This window comes from Marinobacter sp. (genome assembly GCF_041690615.1).
In the GTDB taxonomy this organism is placed as follows: domain Bacteria; phylum Pseudomonadota; class Gammaproteobacteria; order Pseudomonadales; family Oleiphilaceae; genus Marinobacter.
In genome coordinates this window covers 46,327-65,428 of sequence record NZ_JAWLGY010000014.1, presented here as the reverse complement: position 1 = coordinate 65,428, position 19,102 = coordinate 46,327, and the positions used below count along the sequence as shown (strand labels likewise).

Here is a 19,102-nt window from a genome sequence, read left to right as displayed (position 1 = left end):
TTAACGACATGCTGGAACTGACACAACGCATCGAACCCATGGAACAGGCGGAAATCCACGACATCCTGACCTTGCCCCTGGAACTGCGAATCCGCGGCCGCCTGCGGGCCACAAGTGACACCGGCCACGACGTCGGCCTGTTCCTCGACCGGGGCCCGGTGCTGCGCGACGGCGACTGCCTGCAGGCCAACACCGGCGAGATCATCCGCGTAAAAGCCGCCGACGAGCCGGTAGTAACCGCTCACATCGACGCAGGCCTGCCCCTGGCAAAACTCTGCTATCACCTGGGCAACCGCCACGTGCAACTGAGCATTGGTATGGAAGGGCAGGGTAAAGGCTGGGTCCGCTTCCCACCGGACCACGTACTGGAAGAACTGGCCGAACGCCTGGGCGCCACACTCGAACACCACCGGGCCCCCTTTGACCCCGAGCCCGGCGCCTACGACAAGGCCGGCCGCGACGGTCACAACCATGGCCATAACCACGACCACAGCCATGAACACGACCATAGCCATGCACACTGACACCGACCCACAGGCCGACCTGGCCCTGCTGGGCCTGATGCAACTGGTCAGCCCGGCCCTGCCCATCGGCGCCTTCGCCTGGTCCCAGGGCCTGGAAAGCGCTTTTGAACTTGGCTGGGTCAACAACGAGGCAGAGCTGGGCGAATGGCTGGAAGGCGTTCTCGACGACGGCCTCAGCCGCTGTGAACTGCCCTTGCTCGTCCGCTTACAGGCAGGCTGGGCTGAAGGGGACGCAGAGACGGTCAATCACTGGAACCAGTGGCTGCACGCCACCCGGGAAACCGCCGAACTGGTGGACGAAGACACCCGCCTGGGCGCGGCACTGCTGACCCTGCTCAAAAGCCTGGACCTGGCCCCGACCAGCGACCTGCTACCGGCCATTCCGGGCTACGTCACCCTGTTCGCCTGGGCCGCCCACAAGCGCAACGTCCCGGTCCGCCAGACCCTGCTGGGCTTCGCCTGGGCCTGGCTGGAAAACCAACTGGCGGTGGCCTGCAAAGCATTACCTCTGGGTCACACGGCTGCGCAACGACTGACAGAACGGTTGCGGCCCCGGTTGGTGGTGGCCGTGGACGACGCATTGACGCGAACCGACGAAGAACTCGGACCAATCTTACCGGGCCTGGCATTGGCCAGTGCCTTACACGAAACACAGTACTCGCGGCTTTTCAGAAGCTGAACCCCAAAGAGGGCCGCGCGGATGACAGGAGGTGGTCGGGTAGGGTTTTCCGGGACCTTCGAAAACATGGGTGGAACGCGAAAGCGTTTCACGGGCTGGCCAAGGACGGCCAGCACTGGACCTTTTTGCGACGCAGGAGCAATTAGCAAAAAGGTTTTCGAAGAGCCTCCAGGGATGGATTCACGGCGTGTCCCGGAAAACCCTACCCGACTACCTCCCTCCACCGAACTCTGAACAGCGAACATTGAAGATAGGAGCAACAATCATGAAACACTGCCTGAGAGTAGGCGTAGGGGGCCCGGTGGGCTCCGGCAAAACCGCACTGCTGCGCCAACTGTGCCTCGCCCTGCGAGACCACTACAACATCGCCGTCGTCACCAACGACATCTACACCCGGGAAGACGCCGACTTCCTCCTACGCCACGAGGCCCTGTCAGCCGACCGCATCCTGGGCGTGGAAACCGGCGGCTGCCCCCACACCGCCATCCGCGAAGACGCCTCCATGAACCTCGCGGCCATCGACGACCTCCAGAGCCGCCACCCGGACCTCGAACTCGTCCTGGTCGAATCCGGCGGCGACAACCTGAGCGCCACCTTCAGCCCGGAACTCAGCGACCTGACCCTCTACGTCATCGACGTCTCCGCCGGCGACAAAATCCCCCGCAAGGGCGGCCCCGGCATCACCAAGTCCGACCTGCTGATCATTAACAAAATCGACATCGCCGAACAGGTGCACGCCTCCCTTGAGGTGATGGATCGGGACAGCAGGAAAATGCGCGGCGAGCGGCCGTTTGTGTTTACCAACCTGTACGACGGCGTAGGGCTGGAAACCATCATCAGCTTCATTCTTGAGAAAGGCATGCTGCCCGAGCGCAGACCCAACAAGCAGGCCGAAAGCGCTTAAGCCAAACCGGGAAACGAATTCAGACAACCAGGAGTACACCATGAAACTCACAACCAAACTGCTCACCACCGCCGCCCTGCTGCTGACCGCCACCGCTGCCGTCGCCCACCCGGGCCACGACCACGGCGCCAGCGGCTTCACCAGCGGCCTGTTGCACCCCATGCTGGGCCTGGACCACCTCCTGGCCATGGCCGCCATCGGCTTCTGGAGTGTGCGCCAGGACAATGCCATGAAGAACGCCACGCCCCTGTTCGTGGTAGGCGGCATGATCCTGGGCGCAGGCCTGGCCTTCGCAGGCATCGGCCTGCCGGGTGTTGAAACCGGCATTGTCCTGTCCGTCATCGTCGCAGGCATCCTGATTGCTGCAATGGCCAAGCTGCCAACGGCCTTCGGCGCGGTACTGGTGATGGCGTTCATGGTGTTCCACGGGCATGCCCACGGTACGGAAATGCCTTCTGGTGCGATGCTGGCGGCTTACCTGGCCGGGTTCTCCATTGCGACGTTGGGGATTACGTTTGCTGGTCGTGGGCTAGGTAGCCTGCTGATGAAGGCGGATAACCGGGTGGCCCGTGGTGTGGGCGCTGGTCTGTCTGCCGTGGGTGGTTACCTGATGGTAGCGTGATCGCTGAAAGACCGGTTTAAGGTTTTGCCCGTCCTGGTTCTGCCGGGGCGGGTTTTTTTATTGTCCTGTAACGACACAGCGGGGCTCTTTAACAAATTTTTTCACACTGGTTAGGCGTCATGTTCTAGAGTAGAGTGAACTAAAAGTAATAAAGCTAATCTGGACGAGAAAATGGATTTTACCGTCATCCTGCAGCCCCTGTGGGAAAAACTCTGGTTCCTGGTTCCCCTCTTTTTGCTGGTCGCCGTCCTCAAGTCCGCCCGATTCAAGGGCTGGGTGGGTGAGGCTGTTGTTAACCTGTCCGCTCGATTCCTTCTCGACCACAAGACCTACCACCTGATTCGCAATGTGACCCTGCCGACTGAGGATGGAACTACCCAGATTGATCACCTGATCGTGTCTCCCTATGGGGTGTTTGTGGTGGAGACCAAGAATATGAAGGGGTGGATTTATGGTGAGGAGAGGCAGCGGTATTGGACTCAGAAGATCTATCGGCATTCTCAGAAGTTGCAGAACCCGCTGCACCAGAACTACAAACATGTGAAGAGCGTGCAGAACCTTCTTGGGCTGGGGGATCAGCAGGTGCATTCCCTAGTGGTGTTTGTAGGGGACTCGACTTTCAAGACGCCTATGCCGGCGAATGTGACTCAGGGTGGTGGGTATCTTGGGTTTATTAAGTCGCACCGGGACGAGGTACTGACTCCAGAGCAGATTCAGGACGTGATTGAGCGGGTTGGCTCAGGGCGGTTGGAGGCCTCGTTTAGGACCAGTCGTGAGCACGTGAGACACGTTAAGGCCATCGTGGAGGCAAAGTCGAATGCTGTTGCTTGCCCGAAGTGTGGTGGGGAGATGGTTCGGCGGGTTGGTAAGCGTGGGGAGAATGCCGGTAAAGATTTTTGGGGTTGTGGCGCATTTCCGAAGTGTCGTGGAGTCCTGCACCTTCGGCCAGATTGAAAAGTGAAAAAGCCAATAATCGAAGATAAGGAGTCGTAGTGAACAAAGGTATTATCGCGGTTGCCATGAGTTCATTGTTGGTGGGTTGTGCAGCCCAAACCCCTGAGTATCGGCTTGGCCAGTTTACGGCCGCATCGAGTTTCAACGTCAGGAATCTGGATTACGATTCAACCAGTGCGACCCGGGTTCAGGGAGAGGATTGTCATCAAGTCGGACAACCGCCGAACGACTCACGCCTTCAGCGAGCAATGGATGATGCCATTCAGAACGGGCAGGATCAGGGCGTTACTGGCGACCTGCTGGTGAACGTGCGGATTGATCAGGTGCAGAAGAATAAGCCAGGTAGCTTCTTTGGACTTCCTGCGGCTCATAACTGTATTGAAGTCGAGGGGGAGTTGGTTACTTTGCGTTGAGTGGCCCATAGACGGATTATCAAACTAGATCCGCCTCGACTTTTCGATCGCGGCGGCGGGGGCTGACAGGTATCGCCTCCCTGCCGACATAGTCGACACCTGTTGACGAGCAGGCATCGATAAAAGGCTGAAACATGCAAATCGGCGTAATAGCAGACACCCACAGCAAAATGCGTCCCGAAGCCCTGGACGCGTTGAAAGGCTCAGACCTGATCCTGCACGCCGGTGACGTGGGTCGGGATGAGGTGCTGGACGCGCTGGAAGCCATTGCGCCCGTGGTGGCGATTCGCGGCAATATCGACAAGACAGGCCGAGCCGCGGATCTTCCTGATGTGCAGGATCTGGCATTCCTTGGCCACGCGTTTTACATGCTCCACGACGTCAAAACCCTCGACATTGAACCGCAAGGCCGCTACCGGGTGGTTATTGCCGGCCATTCCCATAAACCCCGTAACGAGTGGATCGGTGACGTGCTTTACTTCAATCCGGGTGGTTCAGGGCCGCGACGTTTTACGCTGCCCATTACCGTAGGTCGGCTGGACGTGAGTGAAGATGGCGTAGTTGGAGAAATCATCGAACTGCCGGTTTGATGCGTTGCGGCCTTGGCCACTCGTATTGGCCGCGCGGTTTTTCCTCTGTACCTGTTAACGTCAAAGCCCGAAAACAGGGCCCGTTAGCGGACACCGACGACTTCCTCAAACTGCCCAGTGTTAAATGGCTGCATTCCGATCGCTCCGGAAGCAGCCCGTCTCCTGGAGTGTCAGCCGGGACCCTCTGTACCCACCTGACCCTTGTCGAATTGCGCGTGGGTGCCGTCGCAGTAGGGCGCATCGCTGGTATGTTTGCACTGGCAGAGAAACGCCTGGCCGTCATCTTCAGCAACGAAGCTTTTGGGGCTGAGGCCGGTACCCTTGTGGGAACCATCGCAGAAGGGTTGATCATTGGAACGCCCGCAAGCGCAGAACATATACTTTTTACCCTGCTCGAGCGTGACTTTCCTGGGCTTGTTGTCTGCAATGATAGGGTTACTCATGGTCCGTCTCCTTATTGTGTACAGAGTGTACGGCCCCGCTATTGATGCGGATCGGCTCATCTCCCTTAATGCCGCGGATTGTCCTTGTCCGGAGCCGCCGCCTCTTCGGATGCCTTATCATCCGGGGTGAGGTAGTCGTCCCCCCATTCTCGATCAGGCAAAATCATACTCCCCACCCTTCTCAAGCCCCCGCTGATAAGCCGGCCGGGCATGCACCCGCTCCACCCAGGCGGTGATGTTGGGCCGGTTGTTGCCGACGATGCCCCGGGCGACGGAGGCTTCCAGGGGGAAGCTCATCTGGAAATCCGCCGCGCTGAGGTTGTCACCCAGGAACCAGGTGTTCTTCGCCAGGTGGGCTTCCACAAAGTCCATGTGGGTGTGGATCATCGGGCCGATGAAGGACTGGTTGGTTTTGTTGGCGATGCCCTTGGCCACGGGTTTGATAAAGAACGGCATCGGGCTGGTTTTGACCTTTTCGAACACCAGGCGTATCAACAGCGGTGGCATCAGTGAGCCTTCGGCGTAGTGCAGCCAGTAGTTGTAGTCCAGCCACGCCTGGCCACTGTCGGGTGGGGGCATGGTGTCCTTGCCGTAGGTGCGGGCCAGGTAGTCGATGATAAGGCCGGACTCCGCCACCACCAGGTCGCCGTCGGTGATGACCGGCGATTTACCCAGCGGGTGTACCTTCTTGAGGCTTTCCGGAGCCTGCATGGTCTCGGGATCGCGTTCGTAGAACCGGATCTCGTAGGGCACGTCCAGTTCTTCCAGCATCCAGAGAACCCGTTGTGAGCGGGAATTGTTCAGGTGGTGGACTGTGATCATACAGGTGCTCCGTTTGCGTCAATGGAATGAACAGGTTAGCAGACTGGTTGGCCAGTGCCTGGCTACGATCCGGGAAAGGTGCGTGTTACGGCTTTCCGTCTCCGGGATGTTTACTATCATGAGGGGATAGGGCTTGGCGTTGGAAGCGGGAATGGGGTCTGGTGGACAACGGAGCATCTCCCATTCCCCCTTCTGCGGCAGGTGGACAAACCACTCTGTCCTTTATTTGTGAACGATTTCCTCCTTCAGGGAGTAGGCGATACCGAGGACTTCATCACACACCGGGCGCGGGTAGTCCATCTCGTTCATGGCCTGCATTATATCGTCAACCACAGCCAGGAATTCGGCTGAGCTGACGTTCATGCCGGTATGGGTCTCCAGCATCGACCGGCCGGTGTACTCTACGGGGCCGCCGGAGCCGGCTGCGAGGAACTCCTTGACCTTCTCGCGGGCCCTGGCAGTGGCCTCCTCGGACAGCGCCTGGTATCTGGGGCCGGCAACATCGTTCTGGAGGTGGAGGTCGACAATGCGGTCTACAAGCTTATCGATACCGTCCTTGCCGCCGAGTCTGTTGTAAAGGGTGTCGCTCGTAAGGATGTTGTTCATAACAAAAACTCCTTTTTCACAGGGTGTTCGACAGGTGCACCAGGCACCTACCCAATGAGGCGTAACAATCCTTGTTACATCGGAACAGGGAGGGCTGAGCAATGGACGAGGCGGACCTTTCGCGGATTCGCGAGGCACTCGATGCCGGCGACTTCGCCAGGGCGAAGGGACTGATTACCTCACTGCCTGTTGAGCGGTCTGCCGAGTTATTGGAGCTTCGGGCCATGGCTGCGTATGGCAGCGGAGATCTGGAAGAAACCCTGACCGCCTACGGTGAGCTCTACCGTTTTCACCTTGACGCCGGCGATGCCCACGAGGCGGCATTCGCGGCGGTGATGGTGGGCATGTATCTGATGATGGATACGGGGCTGATGGCCACTGTGCGGGCCTGGCTGTCCCGGGCCGAACACCTGATCGAGGATGTACCTGACAGCCCGGTCTGGGCGTGGCTGGCGGCCGTACGGACCTACGAGCGACTGATGTGCGGCGATATGCCGGGTACCGGAGAATGGGCCCGGAGGGCGATGGACTTAGGCCAGAGGCACGGTCTGGCCCCGCCGTCCATTATCGGACAGGTGGCCCAGGCAAGGGTATGGATTTATAACGGTGACGTCGATGAAGGGCTCCGCTCACTCGATGATGTGGCGGTGGAGCTGAGTGCCGGGAATCTCGACCCCCTGACGACGGGGCAGATGTGGTGTGAGGTGATTTGCGCGATGCAGTGGATCGGCCACCATGATCGCGCTGAGGAATGGACCGAGGCCATGGAGCGATGGCGCGAGGGGGCGGCATTTGGAGGGCTCAGTGGCCGCTGTCGGGTGCACCGGGCGGAGATCATGCGTTTGAGAGGGCCCTGCGATGCTGCCGAGCAGGAAGCGCTCCAGGCATGTGAAGAATTACGGCCCTGGATGCGTCGGGAATTTGGCTGGCCGCTGACTGAACTCGGCAATGCGCGGCTGCGCAAGGGTGACTTTGTGGGCGCCGAGGAAGCCTACCTGGCGGCGCACCAGAACGCCTGGCTGCCCCAACCCGGGCTCGCATTACTGCGACTGGCTCAGGGACGAATAGACGAAGCCACTTCAATGATCGAAACGGCGCTCGAGCATCCGTTTGATATCCCGTCGAAGGAACGGCCACCCTCGGGCAGCCTGCAACGGGCGCCTCTGCTCGAAGCTCAGGTCGTTATCGCCCTGGCAGCGGGCAAGGACGACGATGCCCGTGCCGCGGCAACGGAACTGGCTGCCATCGCGGAAAAATACCAAAGCCGTACGCTGAAAAACTCGTCTCTGGCAGCAGCCGGTCGCCTGGCACTCCGTGACGGGCGGCCAAATGACGCCATCCCGCTGCTCACCGAAGCGGTCATGGAATGGGCCGAGTTGCGAATGCCCTTCGATGCGGCAGATTTGCGGATAGTGCTGGCGGCCGCTCACCGGCAGGTGGGGGACGACCGCATCGCAGAGATGGAACTGGATGCAGCCTGCCGGGCCCTTGACGACCTCAATGCCAAACCCTGGGCGGAACTGGCTCGCCAACGGGAACCGGCATCCGCGACGCGCCCGGGTGGAGAAACTGAATATTGCCTGTTTCAATGCGAGGGTGAAATGCGAACGGCCACCTTCGGTGGCGCCACCGTGCGCCTGAAGGACCTCAAGGGTATGCGTTATCTGGAACGAATGCTGGCCGAGCCCGGGCGGGAATTCCATGTGCTCGACCTGGTTTCGGTGGAACGTGGGGCGCTCCCGGTCAACGTCTCAGTGGACCCATCCCGTATTGATGCCCAGTGCGGGTTGGAGGTTTTCGATTCGAAGGCCCGTGAGGCCTACCGGCAAAGGCTGACCGAGGTGGAAGAAGACATCGAGGAAGCGGAGAGCCAGAACGATTTCCGCCGCGCCGAGCTGGCACGTGCTGATCGCGAGTTTCTGGTCGATGAACTGCGCCGCGGCGTTGGCCTGAATAACCGGGCCCGGACCGTGGGCGATGGTGTCGAACGTGCGCGCACCGGCGCGACCCGTTCCCTGCGTTATGCCATCAATCGGATTGCCCGGCATCATCCCAGTCTTGGCGAGCACCTCGTGCGGACCGTGCGCACCGGTATCTACTTTGCCTATGAACCCGATCCTCGTGCGCCCTTGCATTGGACGACGCGAGCCTGATCCTGGTGGTCACCAGTGACGCAGGCATTTCAGGCCTCGTGACACGTCTCCCGCTCTGAACCGGAGAGCTCAGCTTCAAGTGCGGACGTAGCCGTAGTCAGCTCTTTTTCCGGAAAGCCAATATACCCGCGGTTGGCATCCGCCATTGGCCCTGTCCCGCCTTGCCTCCTATGCTTTACCAGTAAAAGCGACGGCCATACTGATGTGTAGGACGTGGGCAGGGTTGCGAATGTCAGGGAGGCGTGGATGAAAAAACATACGACATGGGGGCTGTTGGCCGTTGTTCTCCTGTTTTCCAGTTTGTGCGTGGCGCAGACGTCGGACGACGACAAAGAGATGCGATGGTTTTCCATCGATTCATTGAATGCAGGACTTGATGAGCCCCCGGAGGAGGTCAGTCGCCTGACACCTCGTGACTCGATCCGCAGCTTTCTCGAACTCACCAAACAGCAGAACTTTTCGGCAGCGGCGCACCTTCTCAACCTGTCCGATTTGAGCGCTGCAGAACAGCGGGAGAAGGGGCCCGAGTTAGCCAGGCAGCTGGCCGCAGTGCTCAGGCGTGGTGAGTGGATCGATACCTCCGACCTGCCGGCGCGACAGGATGCCGTTATTGAAGATCCGGCGGGGCAGAACCCACAGGCAGGGCAGCCAAGACGCAACCTCCAGATCGCCTCCCTGCGTGCTGACGGGCAAGCCTATGATATTCGTCTGGCCCGTTATCGGGTGGGCGACGAGGATGCCGTCTGGCTGTTCACGCCGGACAGTCTCTCCCCGGTGCCTCTCCTGTATGAAAAATATGGCCCTTCCTGGCTGGAAGAGCATATACCGCAAAGATTCAAATCAACGTTCGGCAGGCTCCAGGTCTGGGAATGGATCGCGATTCCGGTTTTCCTGCTGGTGACAGGACTGGTGGGGTGGCTCGTTATCCGTTTGGTCGGCGTGATTGCGCGATGGCTACCTTCCGGCGCTCCGAGCATTTACGCCGGCCAGATCAAGGTACCCATGGCGCTGGTCGTCATGACGATTGTCGCGCAGTTTCTGCTGAATTACGTGGTTTCCTTCTCGGCGGTGGCGACGACCTCTTTTCGCATACTGCTGATTACCATTACGGCCTGGGGCGTCGGTTTGATCGCGCTGCGTTTCGTGGACGTCATACTGCTCAACGTGAAGCGACGTCTCGTGGGCGAAATCGACGACACCAAATCCCGGGATGAACGCCACTTTCTGACCTCACTTTATGCGGTGCGCCGGGGCATCATCCTGGTGACGATCGTCGCGGTTTCCATCTACATACTGTCGCAGATCGAACTCTTCGAGACCTTGGGCCTGACCCTCCTGGCGTCTGCCAGTATTCTGACCGTCCTGCTCGGCATCGCTGGTCAGGCCGTACTGGGCAACATCCTCTCTTCATTCCAGGTGTCGCTCGCCAAGCCGATACGGATTGGGGACCTGATCATCTTCGAGGATCAATGGTGCTACGTGGAAGGCATCTTTTATACGTTCATTCGGTTGAGAACCTGGGATGAACGACGCCTGGTCGTACCGGTCCAGTACTTCGTCTCCAAGCCGTTCGAGAACCTCTCAGTCAAGACCGCCAAGATGTACAGAATGATAGAGCTGGCGCTTCACCTGAATGCCGACGTCGAATGCCTGAGGGAGAAGTTCAAGGAGTTCGCTGAGGCAGAGGAAAACGTCATCGAGCACCACAAACTCTGCTGCTATGTCACTGCGCAGACTGCCTCGGCCCAGACGGTTTCTTTCTACCTCATGACCTCGGAACCCTTCGCTGGCTGGGCAGCAGAAATGAATGTCCGTGAGAAGTTGTTGGGCTTCATCCGCGACAACCACCCGGAATGGTGGCCGAGGGAAGTGATTGTCACCAGTCAGCACGACATCACTGGCGACGCAAGGCCACCTGACCGCCAAGCACCCGTTGGCGATTCTTAACGTCTGGCTGCCGATGTGATGCGGCATTGGCCGGGTATGAACACTCCTGGCATTGCCGCATAGTAATTTGGTTAGCGCCCCACTTCCCGGATCCGGTGATAGTCTTATCAGTGTATGGGTTGACACCGGACCCCCGCCCGGAGGCCTACGCTCAAAGGAGGATATAGCTATGAACCGGGATATTATGGAAGGCAACTGGAAGCAGATAGAGGGTGACGTTAAAGCCCGCTGGGGCAAGCTAACTGACGATCAACTGGATGTTATATCGGGCAACCGTGAGAAGCTGGTTGGGCAGATCCAGGAAAGTTATGGCGTCGGTCGCGATGAGGCCGAAAAGCAGATCAGAGAGTTTGAGACGTCTACCGACAGGTAGTATGACTGATAGTTTGGCAGCTTAAGCTTGGGCGTGAAGGAAACCGGGGCCGTCAGACTTGTCCTCCGGTTTCCTGAGCGGTTTGGCCACAACCCACCTCCGGTCTTATTGGGCGCATGTCTGTATAAACGTAACAAAATATCGGGGAAAACCAACTCATCGTCCGGCAACGCTGGCCACGCAGTAAGCTGGGTATACTGGAACGGATTTTCCAGGTCGCAGGTAATAGCAACCGTATTTGTTAGTATGGCCGCCTTTCCATCCAGACAGCGAACGATCACTGCAAATGAACATCCCTTTCAAACTGCGGCCCTACCAGCAGGAAGCGGTCGACGCCACGCTGAGTCACTTCCGCAAATCCGATGAGTCAGCCGTGATTGTGCTACCCACCGGGGCCGGTAAAAGCCTGGTCATCGCCGAGCTGGCCCGCCTTGCCCGCCGCAGGATCCTGGTGCTTACCCACGTCAAGGAGTTGGTGGAGCAGAATCACGCCAAGTACGAAAGCTATGGGCTAACCGCTGGCATTTTCTCTGCCGGGCTGAAGCGTAGGGAAAACCACCATCAGGTGACGTTCGCCAGTGTGCAGTCGGTATCGGCGAACCTGGATCAGTTCCGGGACGAATACTCGTTGGTCATCATCGACGAGTGTCACCGGGTCAGTGGTGAGGAAACCAGTCAGTATCAACAAATCATTAAGCTGCTACAGCAACAGAATGCTTCCCTCAAGGTGCTCGGACTGACGGCCACGCCCTACCGTCTGGCCATGGGCTGGATCTATCAGTATCACTACCGGGGCTTTGTTCGTGGTTCCGAAGAAGCGCAGGACAAGCCCTTTCAGCACTGCATTTACGAACTGCCGTTGAGCTATATGATCAACCAGGGTTATCTCACCCGGCCGGAGCTGGTTAACGCAGCAGTGGCGCAATACGATTTTTCCGCGTTGCCGCGAGACCGCTTTGGCGAATACGCCGAGAGGGACGTCAACCAGCTGCTGGGGAAACATCAGCGTGTGACCCGAGCCATCATCGAGCAGGTGATTGAGCTGGCCGCTGATCGCCGGGGAGTGATGATCTTTGCGGCAACGGTAGACCATGCAAGGGAGATTACCGGTTACCTTCCGGAAGACCAGGCCGCGCTGATTACCGGTGCAACGGATCTGACGGACCGGGATCGGCTGATCCAGCGCTTCAAGCAGCGGCAGTTGAAGTACCTGGTAAATGTGTCCGTACTCACCACGGGCTTCGATGCGCCCCATGTGGACTTTATCGCCATTCTTCGGCCTACCCAGTCGGTCAGTCTGTATCAGCAGATTGTCGGCCGCGGTCTTCGGCTGGCCGAAGGCAAGCAGGATTGCCTGGTGATTGACTATGCGGGCAATCATGTGAACTTGTACCACCCGGAGGTGGGGGAGCCGAAACCGAACCCGGACAGCGAGCCGGTGCAAGTATTCTGCCCGGGCTGCGGTTTTGCCAATATCTTCTGGGGCAAGACAGACGCTGAAGGCCGTGTTATTGAGCATTACGGCCGCCGCTGCCAGGGGCTGCTGGAACCAGCTGATGGGGACAAGCCTGCCGGGCCGAACGGGCGCCCGCAACAATGCGAGTACCGTTTCCGTTTCAAGGAATGCCCGCACTGCGGTGGCGAGAATGATATTGCGGCCCGTAACTGCGGGCAGTGCCACGAAGCTATCATCGATCCGGATGATCAGTTGAAGGATGCCTTGCAACTCAAGGACGCCATGGTGCTCCGTTGCGCCGGGATTGCCCTGGGTGTTGCTGGCAGCAAACTGAGGATCACCTATCACGGTGAGGATGGGGAGGAGCTCGGCGAGTCATTCGATTTCAGCAAGCCGGCGCAGCGAACCATTTTCAATAGACTGTTCGGGCGTCGCTTTGCAAAGGGTCAGGCCCCGAGATCATTCAGTAGCATCGATGAGGTGCTCGGGTTACAAGCCTTGCTGCCGGCACCCGATTTTGTCGTTGCCCGCAAGCAGAAGCACTACTGGCAGGTGCAGGAACGGATTTTCGATTACCAGGGCAGCTATCGTAAAGCGAATGAGGCGTAGGACCTTGGGGCAGATAATCGGCTTCTGGCGGTGTTAAGCGCCAGCACCGGAAACACGGCCTCCGGGTCAGTGGTTGGCTTTAGCTGCGCAGTCACGGATAAATACCAGCAGTTCGTTGTTGGCGGGCATGGCGTAGCTTTTCTCCAGGCTAAGACCCGCTGCCTCTGCCAGCCCAGACAGGTCATCGGTGTCGCGGATGCCCATATGGGGTGCCCTGGATTTCAGAAACTGGTCAAAATCCCGGTTGCTCTCACTGGAATACCGGCCGTGGTGGCTGAACGGCCCGTACAGGCAAAACGCCCCGTCTTCAGGCAGTTGCCCACCAACGTGGTGAAACATCTGTTCGACTTCACTCCAGGCCATGATATGGGCGGTATTTGCCGAGAACACCCACCGGAAGGAATCAACCGGCCACGGCGTACGCCCCACGTCCAGCTCAAGCATCGGCAGGATATTGGGTAGCGCGGCCTGTTCCAGCCGGTCGAGCGCCGTGTGTGCAGCGTTGGGGTGGTCTGTCGGTTGCCACTGTAAATGGGGCATGGCACTTGCGAAATACACGGCATGCTGGCCTGTACCGGTTCCCACTTCCAGGACCTTGCCCGGCGCGGCAAATATCTCGCGCAGTCTTTCCAGAATCGGGCCCTTGTTGTTTTCGCAGGCCTGGGAATAGGGCAGGTTGGTGGTCATTAAAGTGTGCCTCCTTTGCATGGAACGTTATCATAAACCGTGGACATGCCGGGGGAACATTGGCAGACCTGGGCCTCCCGAAAACTCGGGCAGTCATCCTGATACCTATGAACCAGCTATAATGGCGTACCTTTAACTTTTGCAGAGAACCCTATGCCCATCGAAAAGAACCAGGTGGTCCTGTTTCACTACAGCGTCAGTGACGAACAGGGCAATGTTGTTGAAGACTCCCGTGGTGGCGAGCCGAACGCCTACCTCCATGGCCATGGCGGTATTATCCGGGGTCTGGAAGAAGCCCTGGAGGGGCGTGACGCTGGCGAAAGCTTCACGGTTACGGTCACTCCGGACAAGGGCTACGGGCCGCGCAAGGACGATGCCATCCAGCGGGTGCCGATCAAGCACTTGATGGGAGCCAAACGCTGGAAGCCGGGCATGATCGCCCAGGTACAAACCGAGCATGGTCCTCGTCACGTGCTTGTTGCCAAGGTCGGCCACAAGTTTGCCGATGTGGACACCAACCATCCAATGGCCGGCAGAACCCTGACCTTCGATATCGAGATCATCGAAGTACGTGCCGCTGATGCGGAAGAAATAGCCCACGGCCACGTGCATGGACCGGGCGGGCATCATTGATGCCCAAGGCTCCTTCCTAGAGAGTGTGTTAGAAGTCAGTAGCAGGAGTTGGGTGACGAAGCCGGGTTGATGTCACCAGCTACCTCGTCCGGGTCAATGCCGTGGCTGAGCAGGACCTCCCGCACAAAATTTACCTGGGCGAGAATCCTGTCAGCGTCGTCGCCGTACTCGAACCGGTTGATTTCGACCGGCTGGGGCATGAACGTGAAGGCGGTTTTGAGGGCATGGAGGGTATCGTCGTCAGTCATAACAGAGCCTCGCGGGGCAGGTGGTTAATGGGAGTGAATGAGTATACGCGACTCATCCGAAGAGGATGACCATGACGCCGACGGCCACACGCACTTATCCCGGCTTGGGGTAAGGGGTCAGGTCTGACAGGGGGCCGCACGGCGAATGGTTTCAGCCGGCCAGTTGCTCGCGAACCCGCTTGCTCAGATGTCCCATGTCTACCCGGCCCAGCACCTGCGGCTTCAGCTCGTTCATCACTCGCCCCATGTCCTGCATGCCCTGGGCGCCGGTTGAATTGATGGTGGTGCGAATAAGGGCGTCCAGGTCATCTTCGGACAGAGCGGCGGGCATGAATTCCTCGATCACCACCATTTCCGCCCGCTCCTTGTCGCCCAGCTCGGGTCTGCCAGCCTCATCGTATTGAGCCGCCGCATCCCGGCGCTGCTTGAGCATCTTGTCCAGTACTTTAAGGACATCTTCGTCACCCAGCTCGCGGCGCTCGTCTATCTCGATCTGCTTGATTGCGGACTGGGCCATGCGCAACGTGCCAAGCCGTGTCTTGTCCTTGTTCCGCATCGCGTTTTTTACCGCATTGCCCAGCTGTTCCCTGAGTGTCTCTTCTGCCATCGTGGACCTCCTGTTTATCGGCTGGTTAAACGGTATCCTCCTGGCCACCGACTGTCCAGATGGGAGGATTATAGATCTCCATCTGTAGCCATTTTCAGGAAGCTGTGGTCGAATCGCATTTTAACGTAATCGGCGTTACCCCAGACAGAACCGTCCGGCAACTCGATACCAATGGCGTCCGGTGACTGGGCTCCCGCCCCCAGCAGTCCGTGTTTGTAGGAAAACTGTGTCACGAAATCCATGGTTTCCCGCAAGCGGTCGGTTGTGAGGTAGTCGAGTTTTTCCTGTGGTGTCCTGAACATGTGAGTGGCGGCCAGTTGCAGTTCAAAACCCTCCAGGTCGGTACCCGATTCCTCCCCCATGTAGGTTCTGGCGGCGATCGCCTCCTCGCCCTCCCCATGAATGATACTCATGGCCTCGAACCAGGCCCCCGTCACTGCCTTGCCAAGTTCCGGATACTTTTCCAGGGTTTCAGAGTTAACGCCCATAATGTCGAGGATTTCACCTGGGATTTGGGTGGAGTCGAACACCTTGACCGCATCGGGTTCCTGCATGGCGGTCTGAAGTTGCGGATTCCAGAGCGTGGCAGCCTGAACCTTGTCGGTTGTGAAGGCCGTGGCGATGTCGGCATCCGAGGTGTTGATCACGTTGATGTCACGCTCACTCAGCCCCGCCATCTCGAGAGCCCGGGCGAGTGCATAGTGGGAGACCGAAAGCTCCAGCAGGTAAACGTCCATTCCCTTGATATCGTCCATGCTGTCGCGTCCTTTCAGGACGACCGCGTCGTTACCGTCGGAAAAGTCACCGGTTATCAGGGCAGTGGTATCCACACCGGATGCGGAAGGGATGGTGAGCATGTCCATGTTGGTCATGGTGGCGCCATCAAATTCCCCGGCGGTGTACAGGTTGATGGCTTCGATGTAGTCATTAACCTTGACCAGGTCGACCTCAATGTCGTACTTGTCGGCCCACTTGTCCATGATCCCGGATTCATCCATGTAGGCCCAGGGCATAAAACCCACGTAAATCGACCAGGCGAGAGAGAACTGTTTCCGATTCTCTTCGGCCTGAACGGCTGGGACACTCAGTAACAACAGGCCAGAGAGAGCAGCGGTAGCGATGGTTCTGTTCAGTGATGTCATGGTTCAACTCCTGCTTTCGCGTTGATAGCACAAACGGTTTGAGCGCAAACGCCCGAAGTAACTGGATGTCAGTCTCCGTCAGCGGATGACTCTGCAGCCATCCGGGTACTGGCGTAGTAATTGGGTAGGCCGGATTCGTCCCACTGGTTAAACGGTATGAATCGTCCGGGCCAGGCGACGGACCTGAGAGGCCAGTCCCGGCTGACCCAGTGAATGACCTCGTCTTCGATCAGGGTTGCCTGTGAGGCGTTGAGCCCGATGTGGGTCCACAGATAGGCTTCGGCGTCATGTTCTCTGCTGGCGGTCGGATACAGGTAAAGACAGCCAAGGCACCGTTGCTGGTCATGACTGAGCAGGTGATAGGCGAATGACCGGCGGCTTGCAAATTCCCGGGCATGCCAAGCCAGGTCGGCTTCGTCCATTTCCCGCGTGAGGTCGTCCGGGGGCCATTGGTCCCGTGGACCGAAGAGGTGTTTGAGCTTGCTGCGACTTTCCATCACTGCCGGGTAGTCCACGCTAACCCACTCACGACCCGCGGGAACCAGCAGTACATGCTTGCCAGACCATTGTGCCGGCACCGGGAAGTTGGTCACCGGTAGTGGATGGAAGCGTTTGTCATAGAGTTTGGTCATCGTCATGTCATCACCCCGGTGTAGCGGCGCAGGGTATCGGATTCGCCCAGGAACCAGGCTTCGGCCGCTGCACTGGCTGGTGTGTTCAGGGCGAACTCCCGGTTTGGCTCGATCACATCCACTTCAAATATCCGAATCCGGTTCTGATCGTCGTGGGAAAACGTCTGCTCCACACGCCCCAGGTCCTCATCCCAGCGGAACGACCCTTCCTCGAGCAGCGGAAGCCCCACCCGCCCGGGCTGTGTCGAGTGCTCTACGGTGTATCCCTGCGCGAGTGACCCGGATGCCACCGACGTTTCGAAATCGAACAGAGCCGTGAGGTGCTCCCGGCTGCCTTCGGCAGAGACCGCCATCTCTGCCAACGACGAGTGGCTCTCAGTTAGCGGCGCGGGTCGGCCCAGCACCCGGGCGGCATAGTCACCGCAAATGATCAACCCACCGCCCCTGGCGAAGCGCTGCCCCGTTTGCGGATCATATTCTTCCAGTAGCCGGAGACCGACCAGTGGTCCCGGGCTGGACGGCTGCAATCGCCAATCCTCCACATAGGCGCCACTGGGGGCGAATTCGACCATGCAATTGCCAACGCGTCGAAGTTCGGCGGGTTCTGGCCAGCGGTTCGTCAACTGTAAGGCCGTACCGCCGTACCAGCTCAGTTTCCTGTCGGCCCACTCGCAAGGCGCCATCCATCCTTCATAACCGGCCAGAACGTCAAGGTCTCCCGCCCGGTAATCCTCTAGCGGGGCAGGGCGTACCTGGTCAGCAACCCGGGGCAGGCGCAGGTCGATGGTGAAGTTCCGGCTCTGGAGCCAGTACACGATGGTCTGGTTGTCTGATTCGCCGTTAGCGAAGCTGATACAGCGACGCCGGAAGCAACCGAGCATCCAGTCCGGTACGCTTTGGTCAGGCGAAACGTTGACGCGGTTGACGAGCTCTTCCAGTGTCATTTCTGGCCTCCGGCTTCCCGGCCAAAGGAAGAGAGGCCCTTGCTGCCGTTCGGCAACGCCAGCTCACCGCTCTCCAGACGCTTTTTCAGATACTGGAAGGTCTGGGCGGTCTGGGCGAAAAGGTGCTCCCCGCAGACCTGGGGCTCATAGCGGGCAGGGCGCTCTTCGCTGACCAGTTGCGGCAGTGGCTCTATCCGCACGTCGTAATCCAGGTTGCAGAACATGGGAAAGGAATATCGCTCCTCGGCAACCTTGCGCACCCGGTGTGAAGTGGCGACATAAAGGCCGTTGCTGAGAATTTCCATCATATCGCCGATGTTGATGACGAAAGCGTCGTCCATCACCGGAACATCGATCCATTCGCCCGCACCGTTCATCACTTCCAGTCCGGGGGCGGTAGGTTTGAGGATGGTGAAACACTCGTAATCCGTGTGAGCACCGATACCCGGCCTGTCAGTCGGCACGTCCGGGTTGTACGGGTAGTGAATCAGGCGCAACTGGCTGGGTGGACGGTTAACGTGGCGTGTGAAACTGTCCTCGGAAAGCCCCAGAGCCAGGGCAAAGCCCCGGAACAGCAGGTTGCCCAACTGGAAGACTTCGTCGTAGTAGGCTTTGACGTCCGTCTTGAACCCGTCCAGTTCGGGCCACTGGTTGGGGCCGAGCATGGGACGGGCATGTTCTGGCTCAAGCATGTCGAAGTTGACATCGTAAGCCTCCTTTCGGTCCGGCGCTTTCGCTCCGTAGAACTGCTCCTCGCCTTCAGGAACGTAACCGCTATGGTTCACCGAGTAACCTATGTAGTTACGCATTTTCTCTTCGTGACTTTGCTGAAAATACTCCCGCACCCGTTCCCTGAAACGGTCTACCAGCTCCGACGGGATGCCGTGGCCCGTCACGTAAAGGAAGCCAGCTTCGCGAGCGGCTTTTCCCAGTGCCTCAGCGCTCTTCTGACGCTGCCGCGGGTCCCCGGACTGAAGGCCGGACACGTCGATAACGGGTAAAGACTGGAATGCGCTGTGGGCAGTGGTTTCGGGGCTGGCGGATGACATACGGATAACCTCTTTGTTATCGACAGGTCATCTGGTCGTCCAGACAGGAAGGCGGCGAGCAACGC

At 58.8% G+C, this 19,102-nt stretch carries 22 protein-coding genes; 12 read left to right on the top strand and 10 right to left on the bottom strand.

The annotated features are described in order from the left end of the window. Positions 1-8: 8 nt before the first annotated feature. The 7 genes from ureE (at position 9) to ACESMZ_RS11315 (ending at position 4,686) form a co-directional block, all read left to right on the top strand. On the top strand, positions 9-524 hold the full coding sequence (gene ureE, locus ACESMZ_RS11345) for an urease accessory protein UreE (protein ID WP_372972630.1): 516 nt from the start codon (positions 9-11) through the stop codon (positions 522-524). Further along, positions 496-1,203: an urease accessory protein UreF gene (locus tag ACESMZ_RS11340; protein ID WP_372972629.1), complete on the top strand. Its 708-nt coding sequence runs from the start codon at positions 496-498 to the stop codon at positions 1,201-1,203. Before ureE ends, ACESMZ_RS11340 begins: the two co-directional genes overlap by 29 nt. 265 nt (positions 1,204-1,468) lie before the next feature. Beyond that, entirely contained in the window at positions 1,469-2,107 is a 639-nt protein-coding gene (ureG, locus tag ACESMZ_RS11335; RefSeq protein ID WP_372958329.1) for an urease accessory protein UreG, read from the top strand. Between the two features lie 40 nt (positions 2,108-2,147). Continuing rightward, entirely contained in the window at positions 2,148-2,729 is a 582-nt protein-coding gene (locus ACESMZ_RS11330) for a HupE/UreJ family protein (protein WP_372972628.1), read from the top strand. Positions 2,730-2,900: 171 nt separating this feature from the next. After that, positions 2,901-3,683 carry a nuclease-related domain-containing protein gene (locus ACESMZ_RS11325; protein WP_372972627.1) on the top strand — a complete coding sequence of 261 codons (783 nt, stop codon included), beginning with the start codon at positions 2,901-2,903 and terminating at the stop codon, positions 3,681-3,683. Positions 3,684-3,721: 38 nt separating this feature from the next. Continuing rightward, a complete protein-coding gene (locus ACESMZ_RS11320; protein WP_372972626.1) occupies positions 3,722-4,096 on the top strand; it encodes a hypothetical protein in 375 nt (124 codons plus the stop codon). A 134-nt stretch (positions 4,097-4,230) separates the two neighbouring features. Beyond that, positions 4,231-4,686 carry a metallophosphoesterase family protein gene (locus tag ACESMZ_RS11315; protein WP_372958325.1) on the top strand — a complete coding sequence of 152 codons (456 nt, stop codon included), beginning with the start codon at positions 4,231-4,233 and terminating at the stop codon, positions 4,684-4,686. Positions 4,687-4,856: 170 nt separating this feature from the next. Here ACESMZ_RS11315 and ACESMZ_RS11310 read toward each other — a convergent pair whose 3' ends face one another. The 3 genes from ACESMZ_RS11310 to ACESMZ_RS11300 form a co-directional block, all read right to left on the bottom strand. After that, a complete protein-coding gene (locus tag ACESMZ_RS11310) occupies positions 4,857-5,129 on the bottom strand; it encodes a CDGSH iron-sulfur domain-containing protein (protein WP_372958324.1) in 273 nt (90 codons plus the stop codon). A 153-nt stretch (positions 5,130-5,282) separates the two neighbouring features. Next, positions 5,283-5,951 (bottom strand): glutathione S-transferase, encoded by a 669-nt coding sequence (locus ACESMZ_RS11305; protein ID WP_372972625.1) that lies wholly within the window; start codon positions 5,949-5,951, stop codon positions 5,283-5,285. A gap of 222 nt (positions 5,952-6,173) precedes the next feature. Continuing rightward, entirely contained in the window at positions 6,174-6,557 is a 384-nt protein-coding gene (locus tag ACESMZ_RS11300; RefSeq protein ID WP_372958322.1) for a truncated hemoglobin, read from the bottom strand. Between the two features lie 101 nt (positions 6,558-6,658). On the opposite strand from ACESMZ_RS11300, the gene ACESMZ_RS11295 reads away from it, so the two are divergent. The 4 genes from ACESMZ_RS11295 to ACESMZ_RS11280 all read left to right on the top strand — a co-directional run bounded on the left by ACESMZ_RS11295 (position 6,659) and on the right by ACESMZ_RS11280 (position 13,095). After that, positions 6,659-8,710 (top strand): hypothetical protein, encoded by a 2,052-nt coding sequence (locus ACESMZ_RS11295; protein ID WP_372972624.1) that lies wholly within the window; start codon positions 6,659-6,661, stop codon positions 8,708-8,710. A gap of 246 nt (positions 8,711-8,956) precedes the next feature. Then, the gene (locus ACESMZ_RS11290; RefSeq protein ID WP_372972623.1) at positions 8,957-10,657 is read left to right on the top strand and encodes a mechanosensitive ion channel family protein; all 1,701 of its coding nucleotides are present in this window, start codon (positions 8,957-8,959) and stop codon (positions 10,655-10,657) included. Between the two features lie 169 nt (positions 10,658-10,826). Then, complete coding sequence (locus tag ACESMZ_RS11285) at positions 10,827-11,030, top strand: CsbD family protein (RefSeq protein WP_372972622.1); 204 nt, start codon at positions 10,827-10,829, stop codon at positions 11,028-11,030. A 286-nt stretch (positions 11,031-11,316) separates the two neighbouring features. Next, complete coding sequence (locus tag ACESMZ_RS11280) at positions 11,317-13,095, top strand: DEAD/DEAH box helicase family protein (protein ID WP_372972621.1); 1,779 nt, start codon at positions 11,317-11,319, stop codon at positions 13,093-13,095. A gap of 66 nt (positions 13,096-13,161) precedes the next feature. On the opposite strand, the gene ACESMZ_RS11275 is transcribed toward ACESMZ_RS11280, so the two are convergent. Then, positions 13,162-13,782, bottom strand: a complete 621-nt coding sequence (locus ACESMZ_RS11275) for a DUF938 domain-containing protein (protein WP_372958216.1) — start codon at positions 13,780-13,782, stop codon at positions 13,162-13,164. 153 nt (positions 13,783-13,935) lie between these two features. On the opposite strand from ACESMZ_RS11275, the gene ACESMZ_RS11270 reads away from it, so the two are divergent. Then, positions 13,936-14,415, top strand: a complete 480-nt coding sequence (locus tag ACESMZ_RS11270; protein ID WP_372958215.1) for a peptidylprolyl isomerase — start codon at positions 13,936-13,938, stop codon at positions 14,413-14,415. Between the two features lie 35 nt (positions 14,416-14,450). Here the strand turns inward: ACESMZ_RS11270 and ACESMZ_RS11265 are convergent, their stop codons facing one another. The 6 genes from ACESMZ_RS11265 to ACESMZ_RS11240 all read right to left on the bottom strand — a co-directional run bounded on the left by ACESMZ_RS11265 (position 14,451) and on the right by ACESMZ_RS11240 (position 19,037). After that, positions 14,451-14,663: a penicillin-binding protein gene (locus ACESMZ_RS11265; protein WP_372958214.1), complete on the bottom strand. Its 213-nt coding sequence runs from the start codon at positions 14,661-14,663 to the stop codon at positions 14,451-14,453. A gap of 151 nt (positions 14,664-14,814) precedes the next feature. Next, the gene (locus ACESMZ_RS11260; RefSeq protein WP_372958213.1) at positions 14,815-15,270 is read right to left on the bottom strand and encodes a GatB/YqeY domain-containing protein; all 456 of its coding nucleotides are present in this window, start codon (positions 15,268-15,270) and stop codon (positions 14,815-14,817) included. Between the two features lie 68 nt (positions 15,271-15,338). Beyond that, complete coding sequence (locus ACESMZ_RS11255) at positions 15,339-16,412, bottom strand: putative urea ABC transporter substrate-binding protein (protein ID WP_372958212.1); 1,074 nt, start codon at positions 16,410-16,412, stop codon at positions 15,339-15,341. Between the two features lie 68 nt (positions 16,413-16,480). Beyond that, positions 16,481-17,050: a hypothetical protein gene (locus ACESMZ_RS11250; RefSeq protein ID WP_372958211.1), complete on the bottom strand. Its 570-nt coding sequence runs from the start codon at positions 17,048-17,050 to the stop codon at positions 16,481-16,483. Further along, on the bottom strand, positions 17,047-17,988 hold the full coding sequence (locus ACESMZ_RS11245) for a hypothetical protein (RefSeq protein ID WP_372958210.1): 942 nt from the start codon (positions 17,986-17,988) through the stop codon (positions 17,047-17,049). The genes ACESMZ_RS11250 and ACESMZ_RS11245 overlap by 4 nt, the downstream gene beginning before the upstream one ends. Beyond that, entirely contained in the window at positions 17,985-19,037 is a 1,053-nt protein-coding gene (locus ACESMZ_RS11240) for an isopenicillin N synthase family dioxygenase (RefSeq protein ID WP_372958209.1), read from the bottom strand. Before ACESMZ_RS11240 ends, ACESMZ_RS11245 begins: the two co-directional genes overlap by 4 nt. Positions 19,038-19,102 lie beyond the last annotated feature (65 nt).